The sequence below is a fragment of the Vitreoscilla filiformis genome, assembly GCF_002222655.1.
Lineage (GTDB): Bacteria > Pseudomonadota > Gammaproteobacteria > Burkholderiales > Burkholderiaceae_C > Ideonella > Ideonella filiformis.
Map to the genome: position 1 here is coordinate 3313575 of NZ_CP022423.1, position 18198 is coordinate 3331772.

14 protein-coding genes and 1 tRNA gene are annotated in these 18198 nt (G+C 65.5%); 12 read left to right on the forward strand and 3 right to left on the reverse strand.

Going from position 1 to position 18198, the window contains the following annotated elements; all coding sequences use genetic code 11:
- The first annotated feature begins 25 nt into the window (after nucleotides 1-25).
- From VITFI_RS15610 to VITFI_RS15625, 4 genes are all read left to right on the forward strand, one after another.
- Complete coding sequence (locus tag VITFI_RS15610) at nucleotides 26-886, forward strand: uroporphyrinogen-III synthase (RefSeq protein ID WP_198301524.1); 861 nt, start codon at nucleotides 26-28, stop codon at nucleotides 884-886.
- Nucleotides 887-1014: 128 nt separating this feature from the next.
- A complete protein-coding gene (locus VITFI_RS15615) occupies nucleotides 1015-2037 on the forward strand; it encodes a uroporphyrinogen-III C-methyltransferase (RefSeq protein ID WP_232476636.1) in 1023 nt (340 codons plus the stop codon).
- Nucleotides 2038-2111: 74 nt separating this feature from the next.
- Nucleotides 2112-3350 (forward strand): heme biosynthesis HemY N-terminal domain-containing protein, encoded by a 1239-nt coding sequence (locus VITFI_RS15620; RefSeq protein ID WP_089417770.1) that lies wholly within the window; start codon nucleotides 2112-2114, stop codon nucleotides 3348-3350.
- 66 nt (nucleotides 3351-3416) lie between these two features.
- Nucleotides 3417-3493: transfer RNA gene (locus VITFI_RS15625), tRNA-Arg, on the forward strand.
- Nucleotides 3494-3571: 78 nt separating this feature from the next.
- On the opposite strand, the gene VITFI_RS15630 is transcribed toward VITFI_RS15625, so the two are convergent.
- The 3 genes from VITFI_RS15630 to VITFI_RS15640 are packed head-to-tail and all read right to left on the reverse strand — an operon-like array spanning nucleotide 3572 to nucleotide 7617.
- Nucleotides 3572-4828: a thiolase family protein gene (locus VITFI_RS15630; protein WP_089417771.1), complete on the reverse strand. Its 1257-nt coding sequence runs from the start codon at nucleotides 4826-4828 to the stop codon at nucleotides 3572-3574.
- 19 nt (nucleotides 4829-4847) lie between these two features.
- The gene (locus VITFI_RS15635; RefSeq protein ID WP_089417772.1) at nucleotides 4848-6401 is read right to left on the reverse strand and encodes an acyl CoA:acetate/3-ketoacid CoA transferase; all 1554 of its coding nucleotides are present in this window, start codon (nucleotides 6399-6401) and stop codon (nucleotides 4848-4850) included.
- 13 nt (nucleotides 6402-6414) lie between these two features.
- Nucleotides 6415-7617, reverse strand: coding sequence for a thiolase family protein (locus VITFI_RS15640; RefSeq protein WP_089417773.1), 1203 nt, complete (start codon nucleotides 7615-7617; stop codon nucleotides 6415-6417).
- 237 nt (nucleotides 7618-7854) lie between these two features.
- Here VITFI_RS15640 and VITFI_RS15645 point away from each other — a divergent pair, with 237 nt between their 5' ends.
- The 8 genes from VITFI_RS15645 to VITFI_RS15680 all read left to right on the forward strand — a co-directional run bounded on the left by VITFI_RS15645 (nucleotide 7855) and on the right by VITFI_RS15680 (nucleotide 18194).
- A complete protein-coding gene (locus VITFI_RS15645) occupies nucleotides 7855-8664 on the forward strand; it encodes a crotonase/enoyl-CoA hydratase family protein (RefSeq protein WP_089417774.1) in 810 nt (269 codons plus the stop codon).
- Nucleotides 8661-10538 carry a feruloyl-CoA synthase gene (locus tag VITFI_RS15650; RefSeq protein WP_089417775.1) on the forward strand — a complete coding sequence of 626 codons (1878 nt, stop codon included), beginning with the start codon at nucleotides 8661-8663 and terminating at the stop codon, nucleotides 10536-10538. The genes VITFI_RS15645 and VITFI_RS15650 overlap by 4 nt, the downstream gene beginning before the upstream one ends.
- Before the next feature lie 15 nt (nucleotides 10539-10553).
- Nucleotides 10554-11321, forward strand: a complete 768-nt coding sequence (locus VITFI_RS15655) for an SDR family NAD(P)-dependent oxidoreductase (RefSeq protein WP_089417776.1) — start codon at nucleotides 10554-10556, stop codon at nucleotides 11319-11321.
- 126 nt (nucleotides 11322-11447) lie between these two features.
- Nucleotides 11448-12593 carry an ABC transporter substrate-binding protein gene (locus tag VITFI_RS15660; protein ID WP_089417777.1) on the forward strand — a complete coding sequence of 382 codons (1146 nt, stop codon included), beginning with the start codon at nucleotides 11448-11450 and terminating at the stop codon, nucleotides 12591-12593.
- A gap of 147 nt (nucleotides 12594-12740) precedes the next feature.
- Nucleotides 12741-13778, forward strand: coding sequence for a branched-chain amino acid ABC transporter permease (locus tag VITFI_RS15665; protein WP_089417778.1), 1038 nt, complete (start codon nucleotides 12741-12743; stop codon nucleotides 13776-13778).
- Between the two features lies 1 nt (nucleotide 13779).
- Nucleotides 13780-15609, forward strand: coding sequence for a branched-chain amino acid ABC transporter ATP-binding protein/permease (locus VITFI_RS15670; RefSeq protein ID WP_198301526.1), 1830 nt, complete (start codon nucleotides 13780-13782; stop codon nucleotides 15607-15609).
- Nucleotides 15610-15636: 27 nt separating this feature from the next.
- Nucleotides 15637-16365, forward strand: coding sequence for an ABC transporter ATP-binding protein (locus VITFI_RS15675; RefSeq protein WP_089417779.1), 729 nt, complete (start codon nucleotides 15637-15639; stop codon nucleotides 16363-16365).
- A 71-nt stretch (nucleotides 16366-16436) separates the two neighbouring features.
- Nucleotides 16437-18194, forward strand: a complete 1758-nt coding sequence (locus tag VITFI_RS15680; protein ID WP_089417780.1) for an acyl-CoA dehydrogenase family protein — start codon at nucleotides 16437-16439, stop codon at nucleotides 18192-18194.
- Nucleotides 18195-18198: the final 4 nt, after the last annotated feature.

The following is an 18198-nucleotide window of genomic DNA, read 5'->3' on the forward strand; positions in this document are numbered from 1 at the left end:
ACGGCCCCACAACCCCATCATCACGGTGAACACAACCCCAGCTCAAACGGTGCGGGTGCTCGTCACCCGGCCAGCTCCCCAAGCGGCGGACTGGGTCAGCAAGCTGCATGCCCACGGCGTGACCACCGCACGGGCGTTGCCACTGCTGGGCATCGCCGAGGCGCCCGATGTCGCTGCGGTGCGCGCTGCCTGGGCGGCGTGGGTCGCTGCGGCGGACGATCCGGCCCAGCGCCCGCAACTGATGTTCGTCAGCCCGAACGCGGCGCGCTGCTTTTTCCAGGCGCTGGGCACGCCGCCCGTGTGGCCGGCGCAGGCGCGGGCCTTGGCCACTGGGCCGGGCACGGTGGCAGCCTTGATCGCGGCAGGGGTGCCAGCGCCGGCCATCCTCAGCCCGGCGCCGGATGCTGGGCAGTTCGATTCCGAAACCCTGTGGGCCCGCATGGCCCATGAAGATTGGTCGCAGCAACCCACCTGGATCGTGCGCGGCGACGGCGGGCGCGACTGGCTCGCCCACACCCTGCGCAACGCCGGTGCGACAGTGGAATTCGTGCAGGCCTACGCCCGCACCGCACCGACCTGGGGTGAGGCAGAACGGGCGCTGCTGCGCCTCGCGCTGGCCGAGCCTGAACGCACCATCTGGCTGATCAGCAGCTCCGAAGCGCTGGATCACCTGCCCGGCTTGCTCGCCACCCACGCGCCGACGGCCTCGCCCGATTGGGCCCGAGCCGGCGCGGTGGCGTCACACCCCCGCATTGCGCAACGCTGCGAGCGCTTCGGCTTTGGCCGCGTGCGCTGCGTTCCCCCCACGCTGGAAGCGGTGCTCGACGCCCTCGCGGACGCGGCCTGCCTACAATCCCCCGGCCATCCCAGACCCCCATCCGAGTGAGCGCAGACACCCCCCTCCCCCCTCCTGCCGCCCCCGAGCCTGTGGCCGGGCCCTCCAGCTCTGGTGGCGCCACACCACCGCCGGTTTCTGCGGCGGCGGCGATCAGCGTCGGTGGAGAACCGGCGCCCTTGCAGCGTCTGCCCGCGTGGCTACCTTGGGCCGCCTTGGCCTTGAGCGCCGTCAGCATCGCCAGCCTGACCCTGGTTTGGAGCACCCAACAGCGCATCGAGCAGCTTGAGCAGGAGCTGCAACGGCGCGTCGAGTACACCGCCGAGGTCAAGGCCCTGGCGAGCACAGCCACCGAGGAGGTCAAATCCACCGGTGCCAAACTCGGTTTGTTGGAGGCCCGCGTGGCCGAATCGCTGGCCCAGCGCGGGCAGGTGGAAGAGCTGATTCAGTCGATGTCACGTTCGCGTGATGAAAACGTGGTGGCCGATGTGGACGCTTCGCTGCGCGTGGCCCAGCAACAAGCCACCATCACCGGCAGCGTTGACCCCCTGATCAACGCCCTGCGCCAAGCCGACGAGCGTCTGGCCCGCTACAACCAGCCCCGCCTCGAACGGGTGCGTCGGGCCGTGATCCACGATTTGGAGCGTGCCCGCGCTGTCAGTGGCGTGGACGTGCCCTCGCTGGCCATCAAGTTGGATGAAGCCGTGCGCATGGTGGACGAGCTGCCCATGCTCTCCATCGCCGTCACCGGGCCGGAGCCCGCACGTGCTGCCACCCGTCCAGCGGCACCGACCGCATCGCGCCCCGCTTCCTCGGTCGCCGAGACGCCTTCATGGCAGCAAGTGTGGGCAGGATGGTCGCAACAAGTGTGGGACGACGTGCGCGCCTTGGTGCGTGTCACCCGCATCGAACATCCAGAAGCGATGCTGATCGACCCGCAGCAGCGTTACTTCCTGCGCGAAAACCTCAAACTGCGCTTGCTGAACGCACGGCTGTCGCTGCTGTCACGCCAATTCGACCTGGCACAAAGTGACTTGCGGCAAGCACAAGCCACGCTCCAGCGTTACTTTGACCGCTCCGCCCGGCGCGTCACCCTGGCCACCGAGTTGATCGACTTGGTCGGGCAGCAATGCCGTCAAGTGATCGTGCCCCGCCCAGATGAAACCTTGGCGGCCCTGGCCGCCGCTGCGGCTGGACGCTGACGCATGGCGCCTGTGTCGAGCCTGTTCCCGCGTGAGCGCACTCACGCCAACCGTGCCTCAAGGATGAGAACCCCATGCGCGCAGTGATCTGGCTGGTGCTGTTGTTTGCCGCCGCCGTGGCCACGGCCACGCTGCTGGGGCGCAATGACGCCCTGGTGTCGATCTACTACGGCGGCTGGCGGCTGGATGTGTCGCTCAACCTGTTCTTGTTGGGCTTGGCCGTGTCGGTGTTTGGCGCGTACCGCTTGATGCGCACAGCCGACTCACTTTGGAACCTGCCCACACGGGCCCGCGAGTGGCGCGCCCTCAAGCGCGAACGCGCCGCCGAAGCCGCTCTGCGCGAAGCCCTGGCAGAGTTGTTCGCCGCACGTTTCGCCCGAGCCCAGCGGGCCAGCCAACACGCACTGGAGCTGCAAGCCGACGTGCCAGCACTCAAAGATGATGCCCAATTTGGCATCTTGGCGCGCACCATCGCGGCCTCGGCCATGCATCAGTTGCAGAACCGGGAGGGGCGTAACCAGCGGGTCGAGGAAGCTTTGGCCTTGGGCACGCCGCGTGCCAGCTCTGCCCATGAAGGCGTGATGCTGCTCAATGCCGAATGGGCGGTGGACGATCGCCAAGCCGAACGCGGCCTGGCCTTGCTGGGTGAGTTGCCGCCTGGTGTTGGCCGCCGCACCCAAGCGTTGCGCCTCAAACTGCGGGCGGCACAACTGCTGCGCCAACCACTCGAAGGGCTGCAAACTGCCCGCTTGCTGGCCAAACACCAGGGCTCGAAGGAGGCGGCGCAATCTCTGCTGCGCTCGCTGGCCATGGAAGCCCTGGAGCAGACCTACGATCTGGAGCAATTGGGCCGTGTCTGGCAAGCCCTGGATCGTACCGACCGGGCTGATGCCTGGGTGGTGGCCAAAGCGGCGCGCCAAGCCTGCGCACTGGGCGATGCAGCCCTGGGCCGCCACTGGCTGCAAACCCTGTGGCCGGACTTGGGCAAATACCCCGTGGAAGCCCGTGCGCAGTTGGCGCTGGCCTTGGTCGAATGTGCGCCGGGTTTGGGCAGCGATTGGCTGCCTCGCGTCGAATCTGCACTGGCGATGCATGGTCACGAACCGGCTTTGGTGGCTGCGGCAGCGATGGCGTTTGCCGATCGACAGCTCTGGGGCAAGGCCCGCCGCCTGCTCGAACAGACGGCCACCGCTGACACGCTCCCGGCCCCTGTGCGCCGTCAGGCGTTGCGTTGCCTGGCTGCGCTGGCCCGCGAAGAAAGCCAAGACGAAGCCGCCGCCGCCTTCGACCAACGGGCCGCCGCCATTGATTGATTTCGCTTTTCTCAAAAAAAAGCTTGCAGACTTTGAAAGATTCACTCTAGAATAGCGATCTTTCGGGCGGCTGTAGCTCAGTTGGATAGAGTACTTGGCTACGAACCAAGGGGTCGTGGGTTCGAATCCTGCCAGCCGCACCAACATTGCAACGGGTTGAGAGTTCAAACTCTCAACCCGTTTTCTTTTGTGCGCTCACCAAGCGGATGAGCGCTTCAGCTTCAGTTCGCGCCAGTGTGCTCCACCAGCACGGCCATGCCTTGCCCACCGCCCACGCAAGCAGCAGCGACACCCCAACGCACCCCACGCCGGCGCAACTCCCGCGCCACACTCAGCGTGATGCGCAAACCCGATGCCGCCAACGGATGACCCAACGCAATGGCCCCGCCATTCACGTTGAGTTTGTCCAGTGGCAAGCCCAGCTCACGCTGGCAAGCCAGCACTTGCGCGCCTTGGGCTTCGTTGATGTCGAACAGGGCCACATCGTCCAACGTCAGACGGCAACGGGCCAGTAGGGCGCGAATGGCCGGCGCCGGGCCAATGCCCATGATCTCCGGCGGCACGCCCACCACCGCCGCACCGGCCAGCCGGGCCAGCGGTTGCACAGCATCCGCTTGGCGGCGCACAAACTCGCCGGAAGCCACCACCGCTGCCGCCGCGCCATCCACCAACGCCGCGCTGTTACCCGCTGTTTGCACGCCACCGGGGTACACCGGGCGCAGCTTGGCGAGCGACGCCAACGGGCTGGGGCGCGGGTGCGTGTCGGTGGTTTGCAGCGGTGTTTTGCTGGACAGGCGAATGCCGCGTGCGGTGTAGCCCGGCAGCTCGAACGCCTCGGTGCCCACGGGCACGATTTCGTCCGCGAACTTGCCGGCTTCCTGTGCGGCCAATGCCCGCTCAAACGAGACAGCGGCGTAGGCGTCCACTTCCTCGCGGGTGATGCCGTACTTTTTCGCCAGGTTCTCCGCCGTTTGAATCATGCTGACCTGCGCTGCCGGGTCGTCCAGCGCTTCCCAGAGGAAGTCTTTAAACTCGACGGGCGCACCCAGCTTGAAACCGCTGCGGTGGGTGTAGGCGGCAATCGGGTTGCGTGTCATGGACTCTGCCGCCACCACCAAGGCGCTGTCGCAGTAACCGAGGCGGATTTGGTCGGCGGCCTGGCGCAGCAGCTCGAACCCCGTGCCGCAAATGCGCGCCACTTGCAGCGCGGGCACCGCCTGCGGCACGCCGGCGTAAAGGCCGATGTGGCGCGGCAACACGTAGGCGTCAAAGTCGGCTTGCGCCATCGAGCCGGCGATCACCGAGCCGATGTCCGCCCCATCCACGCCGCTGCGCGTGAGCGCCTCGCGCGCCACCTTGATGCCCAAATCGGTGGGGGAAACGCCGCCCAGCGCCCCGCAGTAGTCCACAAACGGCGTGCGGCAGCCTTCCAGCAGCCACACATCTTCGAAGTTGGCGCTGAAGCTGCCGTTGCTCATCGTGTGCTCCTCAGCCGATTCAGCCGTGCAGCGCAGCCAGGCCGCCCCAGGTGGCGCTGAAGATGCCCGCGTCCATCACCTTCACGTTGCGCACGATGGGTTGGAAGTCCATCTGATCCAGCACGTCGCGCTGTAGGTCGATGCCGGGGGCCACTTCGATCAGCTCCAAGCCGTCTTCACACAGCTTGAGCACGGCACGTTCGGTGACGAACAGCACGTTCTGGCCACGCACCGCCGCGTCATGGCCGTTGAAGGTGATCTGCTCGACTTGCTGGATGAACTTCTTCGAGCGCCCTTCCTTGACGATGGTGAGTTTGCCTTCGCCAATGGCCACCTCCAGCCCGCCGGCGGTGAAGGTGCCGCAGAACACCAGATTTTTGGTGGAGCGGGTGATGTTGATGAACCCGCCGCAGCCCACTGGCCGGCCATTGAACTTGCTGACGTTCACGTTGCCGTGCGCGTCCGATTGCGCCAGGCCCAAGAAGCTGGCATCCAGGCCGCCACCGTCGTAGAAGTCGAACTGGAAGCTCTGCTCAATGATGGATTCGGCGTTGTAGGCCAATCCAAAATCACCCAGTTGTGCCGGGATGCCGCCGTTCACGCCGGATTCGATGGAGAGCGTGAGCGAGTCCGCCACGCCTTCTTCCGCCGCCACCGCCGGAATACCCGCCGGGATGCCAATGCCCAAATTGGTCAGCGAACCGGGTTTAACCTCCAGCGCCGCACGCCGCGCAATCACCTTGCGCTCATCCAGCGGCATGGGCGTCAGGCTGCCGGTGGGCACTTGCACATCCCCACACAGCGCCGGGTTGAACTGGGTGGCGATGGTTTGCATGTGGTTTTCCGGTTGGGCCACGATGACGTAGTCCACCAAGAAACCCGGCACTTTCACCGCCTTGGGGTGCAAGCTCCCCGCCTTGACGATGCGCTCCACCTGCACAAACACCTTGCCGCCCCAGCGCTTGGCCGCCTGGGCGATGGAAAGCTGCTCCAGCAACACGCCTTCTTTGTCCAGCGTGATGTTGCCGCGCTCGTCGGCGACGGTGCCTCGAATGATGGCCACGTCGATTTTCGGGCTGGGGTAGTAAAGCCACTCTTGGCCCTCAAACGCCACCAGCTTGACCAGCGGCGCGGTGGAACGCGGGTTCATACGCCCGCCTTCTTGGCGCGGATCCACAAACGTGCCCAAGCCCACTTGCGTCAGCAGCCCCGGCGACTTGTTGGCGATTTGGCGCGTCAGGTGCGACAGCGACCCCTGCGGGAAGTTGTAGGCTTCGACCTCGCCGTCGAAGACCATCTTCATCATTTCCTTGCCGGTTTGGCCGAAGTGACCGGCCACCACGCGGCGGATCATGCCGGGGTGGGCAAAGTGTTTCATGCCCGCTTCACCCGAGTTGCCCACGGCGCCACAGGCCCAGGTGCTCACCATCTGCGGGTGGCCGGTTTTCAGGAAGTGACGCTCCACGCCTTGCAGGATTTCTTCCGGCAAGCTGGTCACGGCCAGGCCGCCCAGGAAGATGGTGGCGTCGTCGGGGATGAGGGCGCCAACGTCGTCGGCGTTAATGACTTGCATGGGGGCTCCTGGTTTACTTGCGGCGGTCGGTGACGCGCAGCACGGTGGCCACACCCGAATCCCCCGCCGCGCAGCCGGTGAACACGCCCACGCCACCGCCGCGCAGCACCAGTTCTTCGATGAGTTCGATCACGCCGCGCAAGCCGGTCGGGCCTTGCGGGTGGCCCCAGATGATGGAGCTGCCGTAGTTGTTCATCTTGCGCCAGTCAAAGCCGGTGTCGGCGGCGAAGGCCAGGTCGTTCACGGCGAAGGGGTTGTGGGTTTTCACCGCGTCCACATCGGCGATGGTGAGGCCGGCGTGCTTCAGGGCGTTGAGCGCCGCTGGGGCCGGGGCCATCGGCATGTGGGCTTTTTCCACGCGGGCTTGGCCAAAGCCCAGCAACTCAATTTCGATGCCGCTGTCGGTCGCCATTTCGGCGGCGCGCTCGCGGGTGGTGACGATGGCGCCAGCGTTGCCATCGGCTGGGTGAGTCTGGGCGCCGAAGGTGATGGTGCCGCCTTCACGCACGGGTTTGAGGCGCGCCAAGCCTTCGGCGCTGGTGGGGAACACACCTTCGTCGATGCTCAGGGCGCCGGTTTGTTTGCGGAAAGACGAATCGAAGATCGGCGCGTCCACCATGTAACGGCGCTGGAAAGCGCGGTCATTGGCCAGCGCGGCTTGGTATTGCTCGAAGCGGTGCAGCTTGAGTTCATGCTGCATCGCCAGCGTCACGCCGTACTTGGCGGCGACGTTCTCGCCGGTCTCCAGCATCGCTTTGCCGGCGTAGGGGTCGGCGGCGAAGTTGTCCAGCGTCCAGCGTTCGGTGATGCCGTTGCCGCCGGGGGCGGTGGCGTCCGGATAGTGAACGATGGGGCCGTTGGACATGCGGTCACACATCACCAACAGCGCACAGGTGGCGGTGCCGCCCGCCAATTCTTGCGAGGCCATTTGCAGCGCACGCACGCTGGTGGCGCAGGCCTGTTGCACCGTGGGGCCGGCCACGCGGTCGATGCCCAACATCCCGGTGAGCCAGGGCAGGCCGTAGAAGCTGCCTTTTTGCGGATTCGTCATCCCCAGGATGCCCAGGTCGATTTGATCCAGCGGCACCCGTTTGTCCGCCAGCACTTGGCGGCCAACGTGCGCAGCCAAGCGCACCGAGTTCAGGTTGGCCAGCGAGCCCTGCCACTTGGCAAATGGGGTGGACCAGTAAACGCCGTAGGGGATGAAGCCGTGCATGCAAATGTCTCCTGCTGTGGTGGGCAGATTGTTCATCGACTGAACCATTTGCACAAGATCACTCTAGGGTAAACCCTCGTCTTGCACTGCACAAAAGACCACGCACACACGTATTGACGACCGAATTCAGGATAAACCCTAGGTGTTTCAGAAATATCTTGCACCTCAGGCGGCACTGACGGCATGATCGCGGCCATCGATTTAGTTCAGTCAACTAAACATTTTGAGACCGTCGCCATGAGTCAGGAATTCACCCCCGTCACCGGCCTGCTGGCCTCGCTGGATCTGTTGCAGGTATCGCAAGCGGGCAAGGTGCTGCACATGAGCCTGAACCGCCCGGCCAAGCGCAACGCCATTTCGGATGGGTTGATCGCCCAAATCCACACCGTTTTTCTGAACTTGCCGGAAGACGTGCGCGCTGTGGTGGTGAGTGGCCAGGGGGAGCATTTCTGCTCGGGCCTGGATCTGTCCGAGCTGGTGCAGCGGGACATCGGCGCGGCCATCCTGCACTCACGCGGCTGGCACACGGCGTTTGAAGCGATCCAATACGGCAAGGTGCCGGTGGTCGCAGCGCTGCACGGCGCGGTGGTGGGCGGCGGGCTGGAGCTGGCTGCCTCGTGCCACATCCGCGTGGCGGACGATTCGGCTTACTTCGGCCTGCCGGAAGGCCAGCGCGGCATCTTCGTCGGTGGTGGTGGCTCGGTGCGCATCCCGCGCCTGATGGGCACCGCCCGCATGATGGACATGATGCTCACCGGTCGCGTCTACGACGCTGACGAAGGCGAACGTGCCGGCCTGGTGCAATACCGCGTGCCGGTCGGGCAACAGCTCACCAAGGCGTTTGCGCTGGCCGAAAAGATCGCCAACAACGCGCCCATGACCGCGTTTGCGGTGATGCACGCCCTGCCGCGCATCGTGGAGCAATCGCCGGCAGAAGGCTTGTTCACCGAATCGCTGATGGCCGCCGCTGCCAGCAACACGCCCGAAGCCCAAGCCCGTTTGGCCGCCTTCTTGGCGGGCAAGGCCGCCAAGGTGGTGAAGGAATGAGCACCCCGTTCCGCCCGGTGGCGGTGGGCGGCGCCCTCGAAGCCACCTTGGACACCCGTGCCGATGGCGTGCGCGTGCTGTGCTCCACCGAGCCGCTGCACTGGTTCCCGGGTCGCGTGTCGGACGTGCTCTCAAAGTGGGCCGATGAGGCGCCGGATCGCACCTTCATTGCCCAGCGCAGCCAGCCCGGCACCGCCTCGGGCGGCGAGTGGATTCGCGTCAGCTACGCCGAGATGCGCGAGCGGGCCCAGCGCGTCGGCCAAGCCTTGCTGGATGCGGGTTTGAGCGTCGAGCGCCCGCTGGCGATCCTCTCAGACAACGATCTGGCCCACGCCACGCTGATGATGGCGGCCAATTGGGTGGGCGTGCCCTACGTGAGCGTGTCGGCGGCCTATTCGCTGATTTCGACCGACTTTGGCAAGCTGCGCCACATCTTCAACACCGTCACGCCGGGGATGGTGTATGCCAGCGATGCGCGTTTTGCCAAGGCAATTAACGCCGTGGCCGCGCCGGATGTGACCGTGATGCTGGGCGATGTGGGCACCGACACCGATGTGGGCGGACGCACGCTGTGGAGCTTTGAGCACGCACTGGCCACGGCCATCACCCCGGCGGTGGACGCGGCGCGCAACGCCACCGGCCCGGACACAATTTCCAAATTCCTGTTCACCAGCGGTTCGACCAAGCTGCCCAAGGCCGTCATCACCACGCACCGCATGCTGTGCGCGAATCAGCAGATGATTCACCAGTGCATGGCCTTCCTGCGTGACGAACCCCCGGTGATGGTGGACTGGCTGCCCTGGAGCCACACCTTCGGCGGCAACCACAACTTTGGCATTGCGCTCTACAACGGCGGCACGCTCTACATCGACGATGGCAAGCCCACCCCCAAAGGCATTGCGGCCACCATCCGCAACCTGAAAGAAATTTCGCCGACGGTGTACTTCAACGTGCCCAAGGGCTTGGAGGAAATCGCCAACGCCATGGACGAGGACGACGCGCTGCGCCGCTCGCTCTTCGCCCGGCTCAACACCTTTATGTTTGCGGCGGCGGGGCTGTCGCAAGCGGTGTGGGATCGGCTGGACGCGCACGGTGTCATCGCCACCGGCGAGCGCGTGCGCATCATGACCGGCCTGGGCATGACGGAAACCGCGCCCTCCTGCCTGTTCTTGGTCGATACGCATGCCCGCTCGGGTTATCTGGGTTTGCCGGTGCCGGGGGTGGAAGTCAAGCTGGTGCCCACCGAGGGCAAACAAGAGATCCGCTTCCGTGGCCCCAACGTCATGCCGGGTTACTGGCGCTCGCCGGAACAAACCGCCGCCGCCTTCGATGAGGACGGGTTTTATTGCACGGGCGATGCCGTGCGCTTCGTCGATGAAGCAGACATCGGCCTGGGTCTGTTCTTCGATGGCCGCATCGCCGAGGACTTCAAGCTGTCCACCGGCACCTTTGTGAGCGTTGGGCCGCTGCGCGCCAAGATCATCGCGGCGGGCGATCCGTGCGTGCAGGATGCGGTGATCGCCGGCCTGAACCGCGACGAGCTGGCGGCCCTCATCGTGCCGCGCCTGGGCGATTGCGCCAAATTCGCCGGCGTCCCGCCCGACACGCCCGCGCCCGAGCTGCTGCACCGGCCGGTGATGCGCGCTTTCTTCCAGCGCCTGGCGGATCAACTTTGGGCCGCTGGCACCGGCAGCGCCAACCGCGTGGCGCGCATGCATGTGCTGGTGGAACCGCCCTCGATCGACAAGGGCGAAATCACCGACAAGGGCACGATCAACCAGCGCGCCGTGCTGACGCACCGCGAAGCCTTGGTGGAAGCGATTTACGAAGGCACAGCCGCCGATCCGTGGCTGATCTTGCCGAACAAAGGCTGAATTCAGGAGACCGAGATGCAGATTCAAGGACACGTGGCCATCGTCACCGGTGGTGGTTCGGGTTTGGGTGAAGCGGTGGCGCGTGAGCTGGCCGCGCAAGGCGCCAAGGTCGCCGTGCTGGACGTGAACGCCGCTGGCGCCGAGCGCGTCGCCGCCGACATCGGTGGCCTGGCCTGCCGCTGCGACATCGCCGATACCGCGAGCGTCACCGCTGCGCTGGATGCGGTGGAAGCCCAGTTTGGCAGCGCGGCGCGCATCATCATGAACATCGCCGGCATCGGCACTGCCAAGCGCATCATCCAGCGCGACGGCTCGCCCGCGCCTCTGGAAGACTTCGAGCGCGTGGTGAAGATCAACCTGATCGGCACCTACAACCTCACCCGCCTGGCCGTGGCCCGCGCCGCCAAACTCGAACCGCTGGCCGATGGCGAACGCGGTGTGGTGGTGAACACCGCCTCGGTGGCCGCGTTTGATGGCCAAGTCGGCCAAGAAGCGTATTCCGCCAGCAAGGGCGGCGTGGTCGGCATGACGCTGCCGCTGGCGCGTGACCTGGCGCAGTTTGGCATCCGCGTTTGCACCATTGCACCGGGGCTGTTTGCCACGCCGCTGATGAACGAACTGCCGCAGGAAGTGCAGCAATCGTTGGCGGCTGCGATTCCGTTCCCCAAGCGTTTGGGCCAGCCGGCTGAGTTTGCCGCCTTGGCGGCACACATCGTCGGCAACACGCATCTGAACGGCGAGGTGATTCGCCTGGATGGTGCGCTGCGTCTGGCGCCGCGTTGAGCGTTCCGATTGGAACGCTGCTTGAGTTTTTGCCCCAGCGCCGCCGCCAGAACAACAGAGCGCAGGGCCATTCCGGTCGCAAGACCTTTGATCGTGGACACCGCATCGTCCGCACAGGAGACAAGCATGAACCGCACCCCTCGTCGTCTGAAGGCCCTGGCCGCCGCCGTGCTCACCTTGGCCGCCGGCTCCGCGCTGGCCGATGTGACCATCGGCATTTGCCTGCCCTTGACCGGCCCCGCGTCCGGTCTGGGCATTCCGGTGGCCAACCAAATCAAGCTCTGGCCCAAGAGCATCGGCGGCGAGAAGCTCAACGTCATCGTGCTGGACGATGCCACCGACCCGACCAAGGGCGTGACCAACGCCAAGCGCTTCGTCACTGAAGACAACGCCGACATCATCATGGGCTCGGTGGCCACGCCGGTGGCGATCCCGATGGCCGATGTGGCGCTGGAGTCGAACACGCCGCACTTCATGTTCTCGCCCGCTGTGCTGCCGGCGGGCAAGGATGCGTGGTCGTTCCGCGTGCCCCAAGGCAATGCGGTGATGGCCTTCGCCATGATCGAGCACATGAAAAAGCAAGGCATCAAGACCGTGGGTTTCCTCGGCTACACCGATGCCTATGGCGAAAGCTGGCTGCGCGACTTCCAAGACCAAAGCAAGGCATTGAATGGCCCCAAGGTGGTAGCCACCGAACGCTTCGCCCGCTCGGACACCTCGGTGACGGCGCAAGCGCTCAAGCTGGTGTCGGCCAATCCGGAAGCGATGCTGGTGGTGGCGTCGGGTTCGGGCGCGGCCATGCCGCACAAGGCGCTGGTCGAGCGCGGCTACAAGGGCAAGATTTACCAGACCCACGCTGCGGCCTCGCGTGACCTGATCCGCGTCGGCGGCAAGGACGTGGAAGGCAGCTATGTGGTGTCCGGCCCGGCGCTGGTGCCGGAGCAACTGTCGGCGGCGCATCCGTCCAAGGCGGTAGCGCAAAAGTTCGTCGATCAGTACGAGGCCGCTTACGGCAAGGGCAGCCGCAACCAGTTTGCCGGCCATGGGTATGACGCCGTGATCATTCTGGAAAAAATCATCCCCGTGGCGCTGAAGAAGGCCAAGCCGGGCACCAAGGAGTTCCGCGCCGCGCTGCGTGAGGCCACCGAAACCATGGGGCGCACCATCCTGGCCCACGGCGTGCTGAACTACACCAAGGACAACCACTGGGGCTACACCACCGAAACCGGCGTGATGCTCAAGGTGGCTGGTGGCGACTGGAAGGTCGAGTAACCGAGCCTGGCTGACAGGCCATCGGGATCGGCCTGTTGGCGGTTTTCGCGGCACCGGTGTGTGGGCGAGGGGTTCATCCACCGGTGCCGTGCTTTTCGCAGCTTTCGAGCTGACCGCGCCCGGCGCGCGTCGGCTGCGGGACACGTCATGGATTTTTCAATCGCAAGCATTCTGGCGCTCGATGGCGTCACCAATGGTGCGGTGTACGCGCTGCTGGCCTTGGCCACGGTGCTGCTCTTCACCATCACCCGGGTGATTTTCATTCCGCAAGGCGAGTTCGTTGCCTTCGGGGCGCTCACCTTGGCCATGCTGCAAACCGGCCAGGTGCCGGGCACGGTATGGTTTTTGGTCATCTTGGCGATCCTCGCTGCGGGCGGGGAATTCATCGCCATGGTGCGCCAGGGTCGGGGGGCCGCCAAAGCGGCGGTCGAGGCCGGCAAGATCTTGGCTTATCCGCTGGCGGTGTCACTGCTGGCGTGGTGGGCGGCGCCGCAGCAGTGGCCGCTGTGGGCGCAGGCCGTGCTCACGCTGGCGCTGGTGACGCCGTTCGGCAGCCTGATCTACCGCTTGGCCTACGAATCGCTGGCCGACGCCAGTGTGTTGGTGCTGCTCATCGTTTCGGTGGGGGTGCATTTTTGCTTGGTGGGCCTGGGGCTGTACTTCTTCGGTGCTGAGGGCTTCCGCAACCCGAGTTTCTGGGATGAGCGCTTCCAGGCTGGGCCGCTGATGCTGTCCGGGCAAACGGTGATCATCATGCTGGTGTCGGTGGCGTTGATCGTCATGCTGTGGCTGTTCTTCGAGCGCAGCCTGTGGGGCAAAGCGCTGCGCGCCACCGCTGTGAACCGCCTGGGCGCCCGCTTGATGGGCATTTCCAGCACGATGGCCGGGCGGCTGTCGTTCTCGCTGGCGGCGTTCATTGGGGCGCTGTCGGGCCTGCTGATCGGCCCAACCACGACGATTTTTTATGACTCAGGCTTCCTCATCGGCTTGAAAGGCTTCGTCGCGGCTGTGTTTGCCGGCTTGTCCAGCTACCCGCTGGCGCTGGTGGGCGCGCTGGGCGTGGGCCTGCTGGAGAGCTTCGGCTCGTTCTGGGCCAGCTCGTTCAAGGAAGTGATCGTGTTCTCGTCCATCCTGCCCGTGCTGCTGTGGCGCAGCCTGCGCGACCCGCACGCCGAGGAGCATTGAGATGTACCAAAAAGACTCTCCCACCGTCGCCACCATGATGTTCGGGCGGCGCCGGGCCATTGAGGCGCTGCGCTCGCCCTGGCTGATGCCGGCCTTCATCGTGCTGATGATGCTGGTGCCGCTGCTGCCCATCCCCGAGTTTTGGATCACCCAGCTCAACTACATCGGCCTGTACGCCCAAGTCGGGCTGGGGCTGGTGCTGTTGACGGGGGTGTCGGGCCTGACCTCCTTCGGCCAAGCGGCCTTCGTCGGCGTGGGCGCCTACACCACGGCGTATCTCACGCTCAACACGGGCCTGTCGCCGTTCATCACGCTGTTCATCGGCCAGGCGCTGGTGGTGTTGGTGGCCATCGTGCTGGGTTTCCTCACCCTGCGCATGAGCGGCCATTACCTGCCGCTGGCCACGCTGGCCTGGGCGCTGTCGCTCAACTACACCATGGCCAACATGGAGTCGCTGGGCAAATACGACGGCCTGTTGGGCGTGCCGGCCATCAACCTGTTCGGCCTGAGTTTTGCCGATGGCCGGGCGATGTACGTGCTGATCTGGGGCGCGGCCTTCATTTCGGCGGTGAGTGTGTTGCACCTGCTGAACTCGCGTTCGGGCCGGGCCATCCGCTCGCTGAAAAGCGGCATCACGATGGCCGAGGCGATGGGCATTTCCACCTTCCAATACAAGCTGCTGGCCTTCGTGCTGGCGGCGATGATGGCGGGGATGTCCGGCTGGTTGTTCGCGCACTTTCAGCGCACGGTGAACCCGTCGCCGTTCAGCTTGGCCAAGGGCATTGAATACCTGTTCATGGCGGTGCTGGGGGGGATCGGCCACGTCTGGGGCGCGTTTGCGGGCTCGGGCGCGGTGAAGATCATCGAAGACCAACTGCAAGTGCTGCTGCCCAAGCTGATCGGCACCAGCGGCAACTTTGAGATCATCGTCTTCGGCCTCATCCTCATCGGCGTGTTGAAGTACGCGCCGGAAGGGCTGTGGAGTTTTGTCGAACGCTGGGTGCCGGCCTTCCAACGTGAACGCGATTGGGGCGGCGCCAAACCCCTGCCCAGCCGCGACAAACCCGCACGCGGCGAGCTGCTGCTCGACGTGCAACAGGTGCGCAAGGAGTTCGGCGGCCTGGTGGCGGTGAACGATGTGAGCTTCAGCATCCGTGCGGGCGACATCATGGGGCTGCTCGGCCCGAACGGCGCGGGCAAAAGCACGACGTTCAACCTGATCACCGGCGTGTTGGGGCTGACGAGCGGCGCCGTGATGTTCCGAGGCCAGAACGTGGCCGGCTTGCCCAGCCGCGAGATCGCCAAGCGCGGCATGAGCCGCACCTTCCAGCACGTCAAGATGATTGCGGAAATGACGGTGCTGGAAAACGTGGCCCTGGGCGGCTACCTGCGCACCCAAGCCGGCCCGGTGCAAGCGGTGCTGCGCTTGGATCGGGAGGAAGAACGGCGCTTGTTCGCTGAGGCCGAACGCCAACTGCGCCGCATCGGCATGGCGCATCAGATGAACGAGCTGGCGGGCAACCTGGCGCTGGGGCCGCAACGTTTGATGGAAATCGCCCGTGCGCTGTGTACCGACCCGGCCTTGCTGCTGTTGGACGAACCCGCCGCCGGCCTGCGCTTGAAGGAAAAACAAGCCCTGGCCGAGGTGCTGCGCCAACTCAAGCAAGAAGGTCTGTCCATCATGTTGGTGGAGCACGACATGGACTTCGTCATGGGCTTGGTCGATCACATCACGGTGATGGAGTTTGGCACCAAGCTGATGTCGGGCACGCCTGCCGAGGTGCAAGCCAGCCCCGAGGTGCGCGCCGCCTACTTGGGCACCGAGCACTGACCTGCCGCACGCCAAAGGAACTTGAACATGAGCGACAACATCCTGAGCGTGCGCGATCTGCACGCGGGCTACGGCAAGGCCGAGGTGCTCTCGGGTCTGAACCTGAATCTGCCGCGAGGGTCGGTGGTGACGGTGATTGGCCCGAACGGCGCCGGCAAATCCACCACCTTGAACGCCTTGATGGGCGTGCTGCGCGCCAAAGGCAGCATCGTGTTTGACGGCCAAGACGTGACCGACGCCACGCTCGAAGAGCGCGTGATGGCCGGCCTCGCCCTGGTGCCGGAAAAGCGTGAACTCTTTTCCACCATGCCGGTGGAAGACAACCTGGTGCTGGGCGGCTTCAAGCCCATGCGCCAAGGCGTGGCCAACTGGCGCAGCACGCTGGACGAGGTTTACGCCATCTTCCCGCGCTTGAAGGAGCGCCGGGCGCAGTTGGCCGGCACGCTTTCGGGCGGTGAGCGCCAGATGTTGGCGGTGGGCCGTGCGCTGATGAGCCGCCCCAAGGTGCTGATGCTGGACGAACCCAGCCTGGGGCTGGCGCCGCTGATCGTGAAGGAGATTTTCCGCACCATCGACCAACTGCGCTCGACCGGGGTGTCCATTCTGTTGATTGAGCAGAACGCCCGCGCCGCGCTGGAGGTGGCCGACTACGGTTATGTGCTGGAAACCGGCGCGGTGGCACTCGAAGGCCCGGCGAAAGCGTTGGCGGGGGATTCGCGGGTGATTGATACCTACCTCGGGGCTAAGAAGCACTGAAACCGCCCCCTCTCCCCAACCCCTCTCCCACGAGGGGAGAGGGGCTTTATTCAAGACATGCAGGAGCCGCCATGTGGCGTTTTGATCCCCCGTTGCGCGACATGCGCTTTGTCATCGATGAAGTGTTGGGTGCCCCGGCGGCCTGGGCCGCGATGAGCGACTTTGACGGCCTCGACGCCGACACCGCCGCCCAGGTGTTGGAAGAAGCCGGGCGCTTCGCCTCGGAAGTGCTGTTCCCCACCAACTCGCCCGGCGATTTGGAGGGCTGCCGCTGGAACGATGGTCACGTCACCACGCCCAAGGGCTACCGCGAGGCGTATCAAGCGTTTGTGGCCGGGGGTTGGCCGGCGCTGGCGTGTGATCCGGCATGCGGCGGCCAAGGTCTGCCGGCAGTGCTGAACGCGGCGCTGTATGAAATGCTGGCCGCCGCCAACCACGCTTGGACGATGTACCCCGGCTTGCTGCACGGCGCTTACGAGGTTTTGCACCAGCACGCCACCGGCTGGCTGCGCGACCTGTACTTGCCCAAGGTGACGAGCGGCGAATGGCTCTCCACCATGTGTTTGACGGAAGCGCACGCCGGCTCCGACCTGGGTTTGCTGCGCACCCGCGCCGTGCCGGCTGAGGACGGCAGTTACCGCCTCACCGGCACCAAAATTTTCATTTCGGGCGGGGATTCGGATCTGACCGACAACATCGTCCACCTCGTGCTGGCGCGTTTGCCGGATGCGCCGGCGGGCACCAAGGGGCTGTCGCTGTTCCTCGCGCCCAAGTTTTTGCCGGATGGCTCACGCAACGCCGCCCGCTGCGATGGCATCGAAAAGAAGATGGGCATCAAGGGCAGCGGCACCTGTGTGATGAGCTTCGAGAACGCCACCGGCTGGCTGTTGGGCGAGCCGAATCGCGGGCTGGCGGCCATGTTCTTGATGATGAACGCGGCGCGCTTGCATGTGGGCTTGCAGGGGCTGGGGCATTTGGAAATCGCCAGCCAAAACGCGCTGCGCTACGCCAGCGAGCGCGTGCAACTGCGCTCGCCTACCAAGCCGGCTGACGCGCCCAAAGGCCCAGCGGATGTGATCGCCTTCCACCCGGCGATGCGTCGCCAGTTGCTCACGCTGCAAGCACGCACCCAAGCCGCCCGCGTGCTGGCCTACTGGGCCGGCCATGCGCTGGACGAGCAAGCCAGCCATCCGGACGCCGCCACCCGCGCCGCTGCCGGTGAACGCGCCACGCTGTTGACGCCCGTCATCAAAGCCATGTTGACCGATTACGGCCACTACGGCGCCGACCGGGCGTTGGGCATCTGGGGCGGCCACGGGTTTGTGCACGATTACGGCATCGAGCAAATCGTGCGGGACAGCCGCATTGCGCTGATCTACGAAGGCACGAACGAGATTCAGGCCATCGACCTGCTGCTGCGCAAGGTGCTACCGGACGGCGGCGCCAAGCTGGGCGCACTGCTGGCGTGGGCCTCGGAACAGTGCGAAGGTTCGGTGCATGCCGAAGCGGCCCGCGCTGGCCTGCGGGCGGTGGCCGATGCCGTCGCTGCGCTGGCGGCGGATGCGCAAGCGGATGCGGAATTGCCCTTCCGTGCGGCGGACGATCTGTTGTTCGCCTTGGGTGAAGCCTTGCTGGGCGCGGCCTGGGCGCGCTCGGATGCGGTGGCCACCGCCGCACTGGCCCGTGGTGATGGCGATGCGGCGTTCTACACCGACAAACAAACGCTGGCGCAGTTTCACTTTGCTTGGCTGGGCGGGGAGCTGAAGCACCGTCTGGACGGCGTGGCGGCAGCGCGGGCGGTGTTGCCGTTTGTGGCGTTGGCGGAGTAAGCGC

Bases quoted from the DNA above. Each gene is read 5' to 3' on its own strand.
- VITFI_RS15620 (WP_089417770.1), top strand. From the start codon at position 2,112: ATGCGCGCAGTGATCTGGCTGGTGCTGTTGTTTGCCGCCGCCGTGGCC.
- VITFI_RS15630 (WP_089417771.1), bottom strand. From the start codon at position 4,828: ATGAGCAACGGCAGCTTCAGCGCCAACTTCGAAGATGTGTGGCTGCTG.
- VITFI_RS15635 (WP_089417772.1), bottom strand. From the start codon at position 6,401: ATGCAAGTCATTAACGCCGACGACGTTGGCGCCCTCATCCCCGACGAC.
- VITFI_RS15640 (WP_089417773.1), bottom strand. From the start codon at position 7,617: ATGCACGGCTTCATCCCCTACGGCGTTTACTGGTCCACCCCATTTGCC.
- VITFI_RS15645 (WP_089417774.1), top strand. From the start codon at position 7,855: ATGAGTCAGGAATTCACCCCCGTCACCGGCCTGCTGGCCTCGCTGGAT.
- VITFI_RS15650 (WP_089417775.1), top strand. From the start codon at position 8,661: ATGAGCACCCCGTTCCGCCCGGTGGCGGTGGGCGGCGCCCTCGAAGCC.
- VITFI_RS15655 (WP_089417776.1), top strand. From the start codon at position 10,554: ATGCAGATTCAAGGACACGTGGCCATCGTCACCGGTGGTGGTTCGGGT.
- VITFI_RS15660 (WP_089417777.1), top strand. From the start codon at position 11,448: ATGAACCGCACCCCTCGTCGTCTGAAGGCCCTGGCCGCCGCCGTGCTC.
- VITFI_RS15665 (WP_089417778.1), top strand. From the start codon at position 12,741: ATGGATTTTTCAATCGCAAGCATTCTGGCGCTCGATGGCGTCACCAAT.
- VITFI_RS15670 (WP_198301526.1), top strand. From the start codon at position 13,780: ATGTACCAAAAAGACTCTCCCACCGTCGCCACCATGATGTTCGGGCGG.
- VITFI_RS15675 (WP_089417779.1), top strand. From the start codon at position 15,637: ATGAGCGACAACATCCTGAGCGTGCGCGATCTGCACGCGGGCTACGGC.
- VITFI_RS15680 (WP_089417780.1), top strand. From the start codon at position 16,437: ATGTGGCGTTTTGATCCCCCGTTGCGCGACATGCGCTTTGTCATCGAT.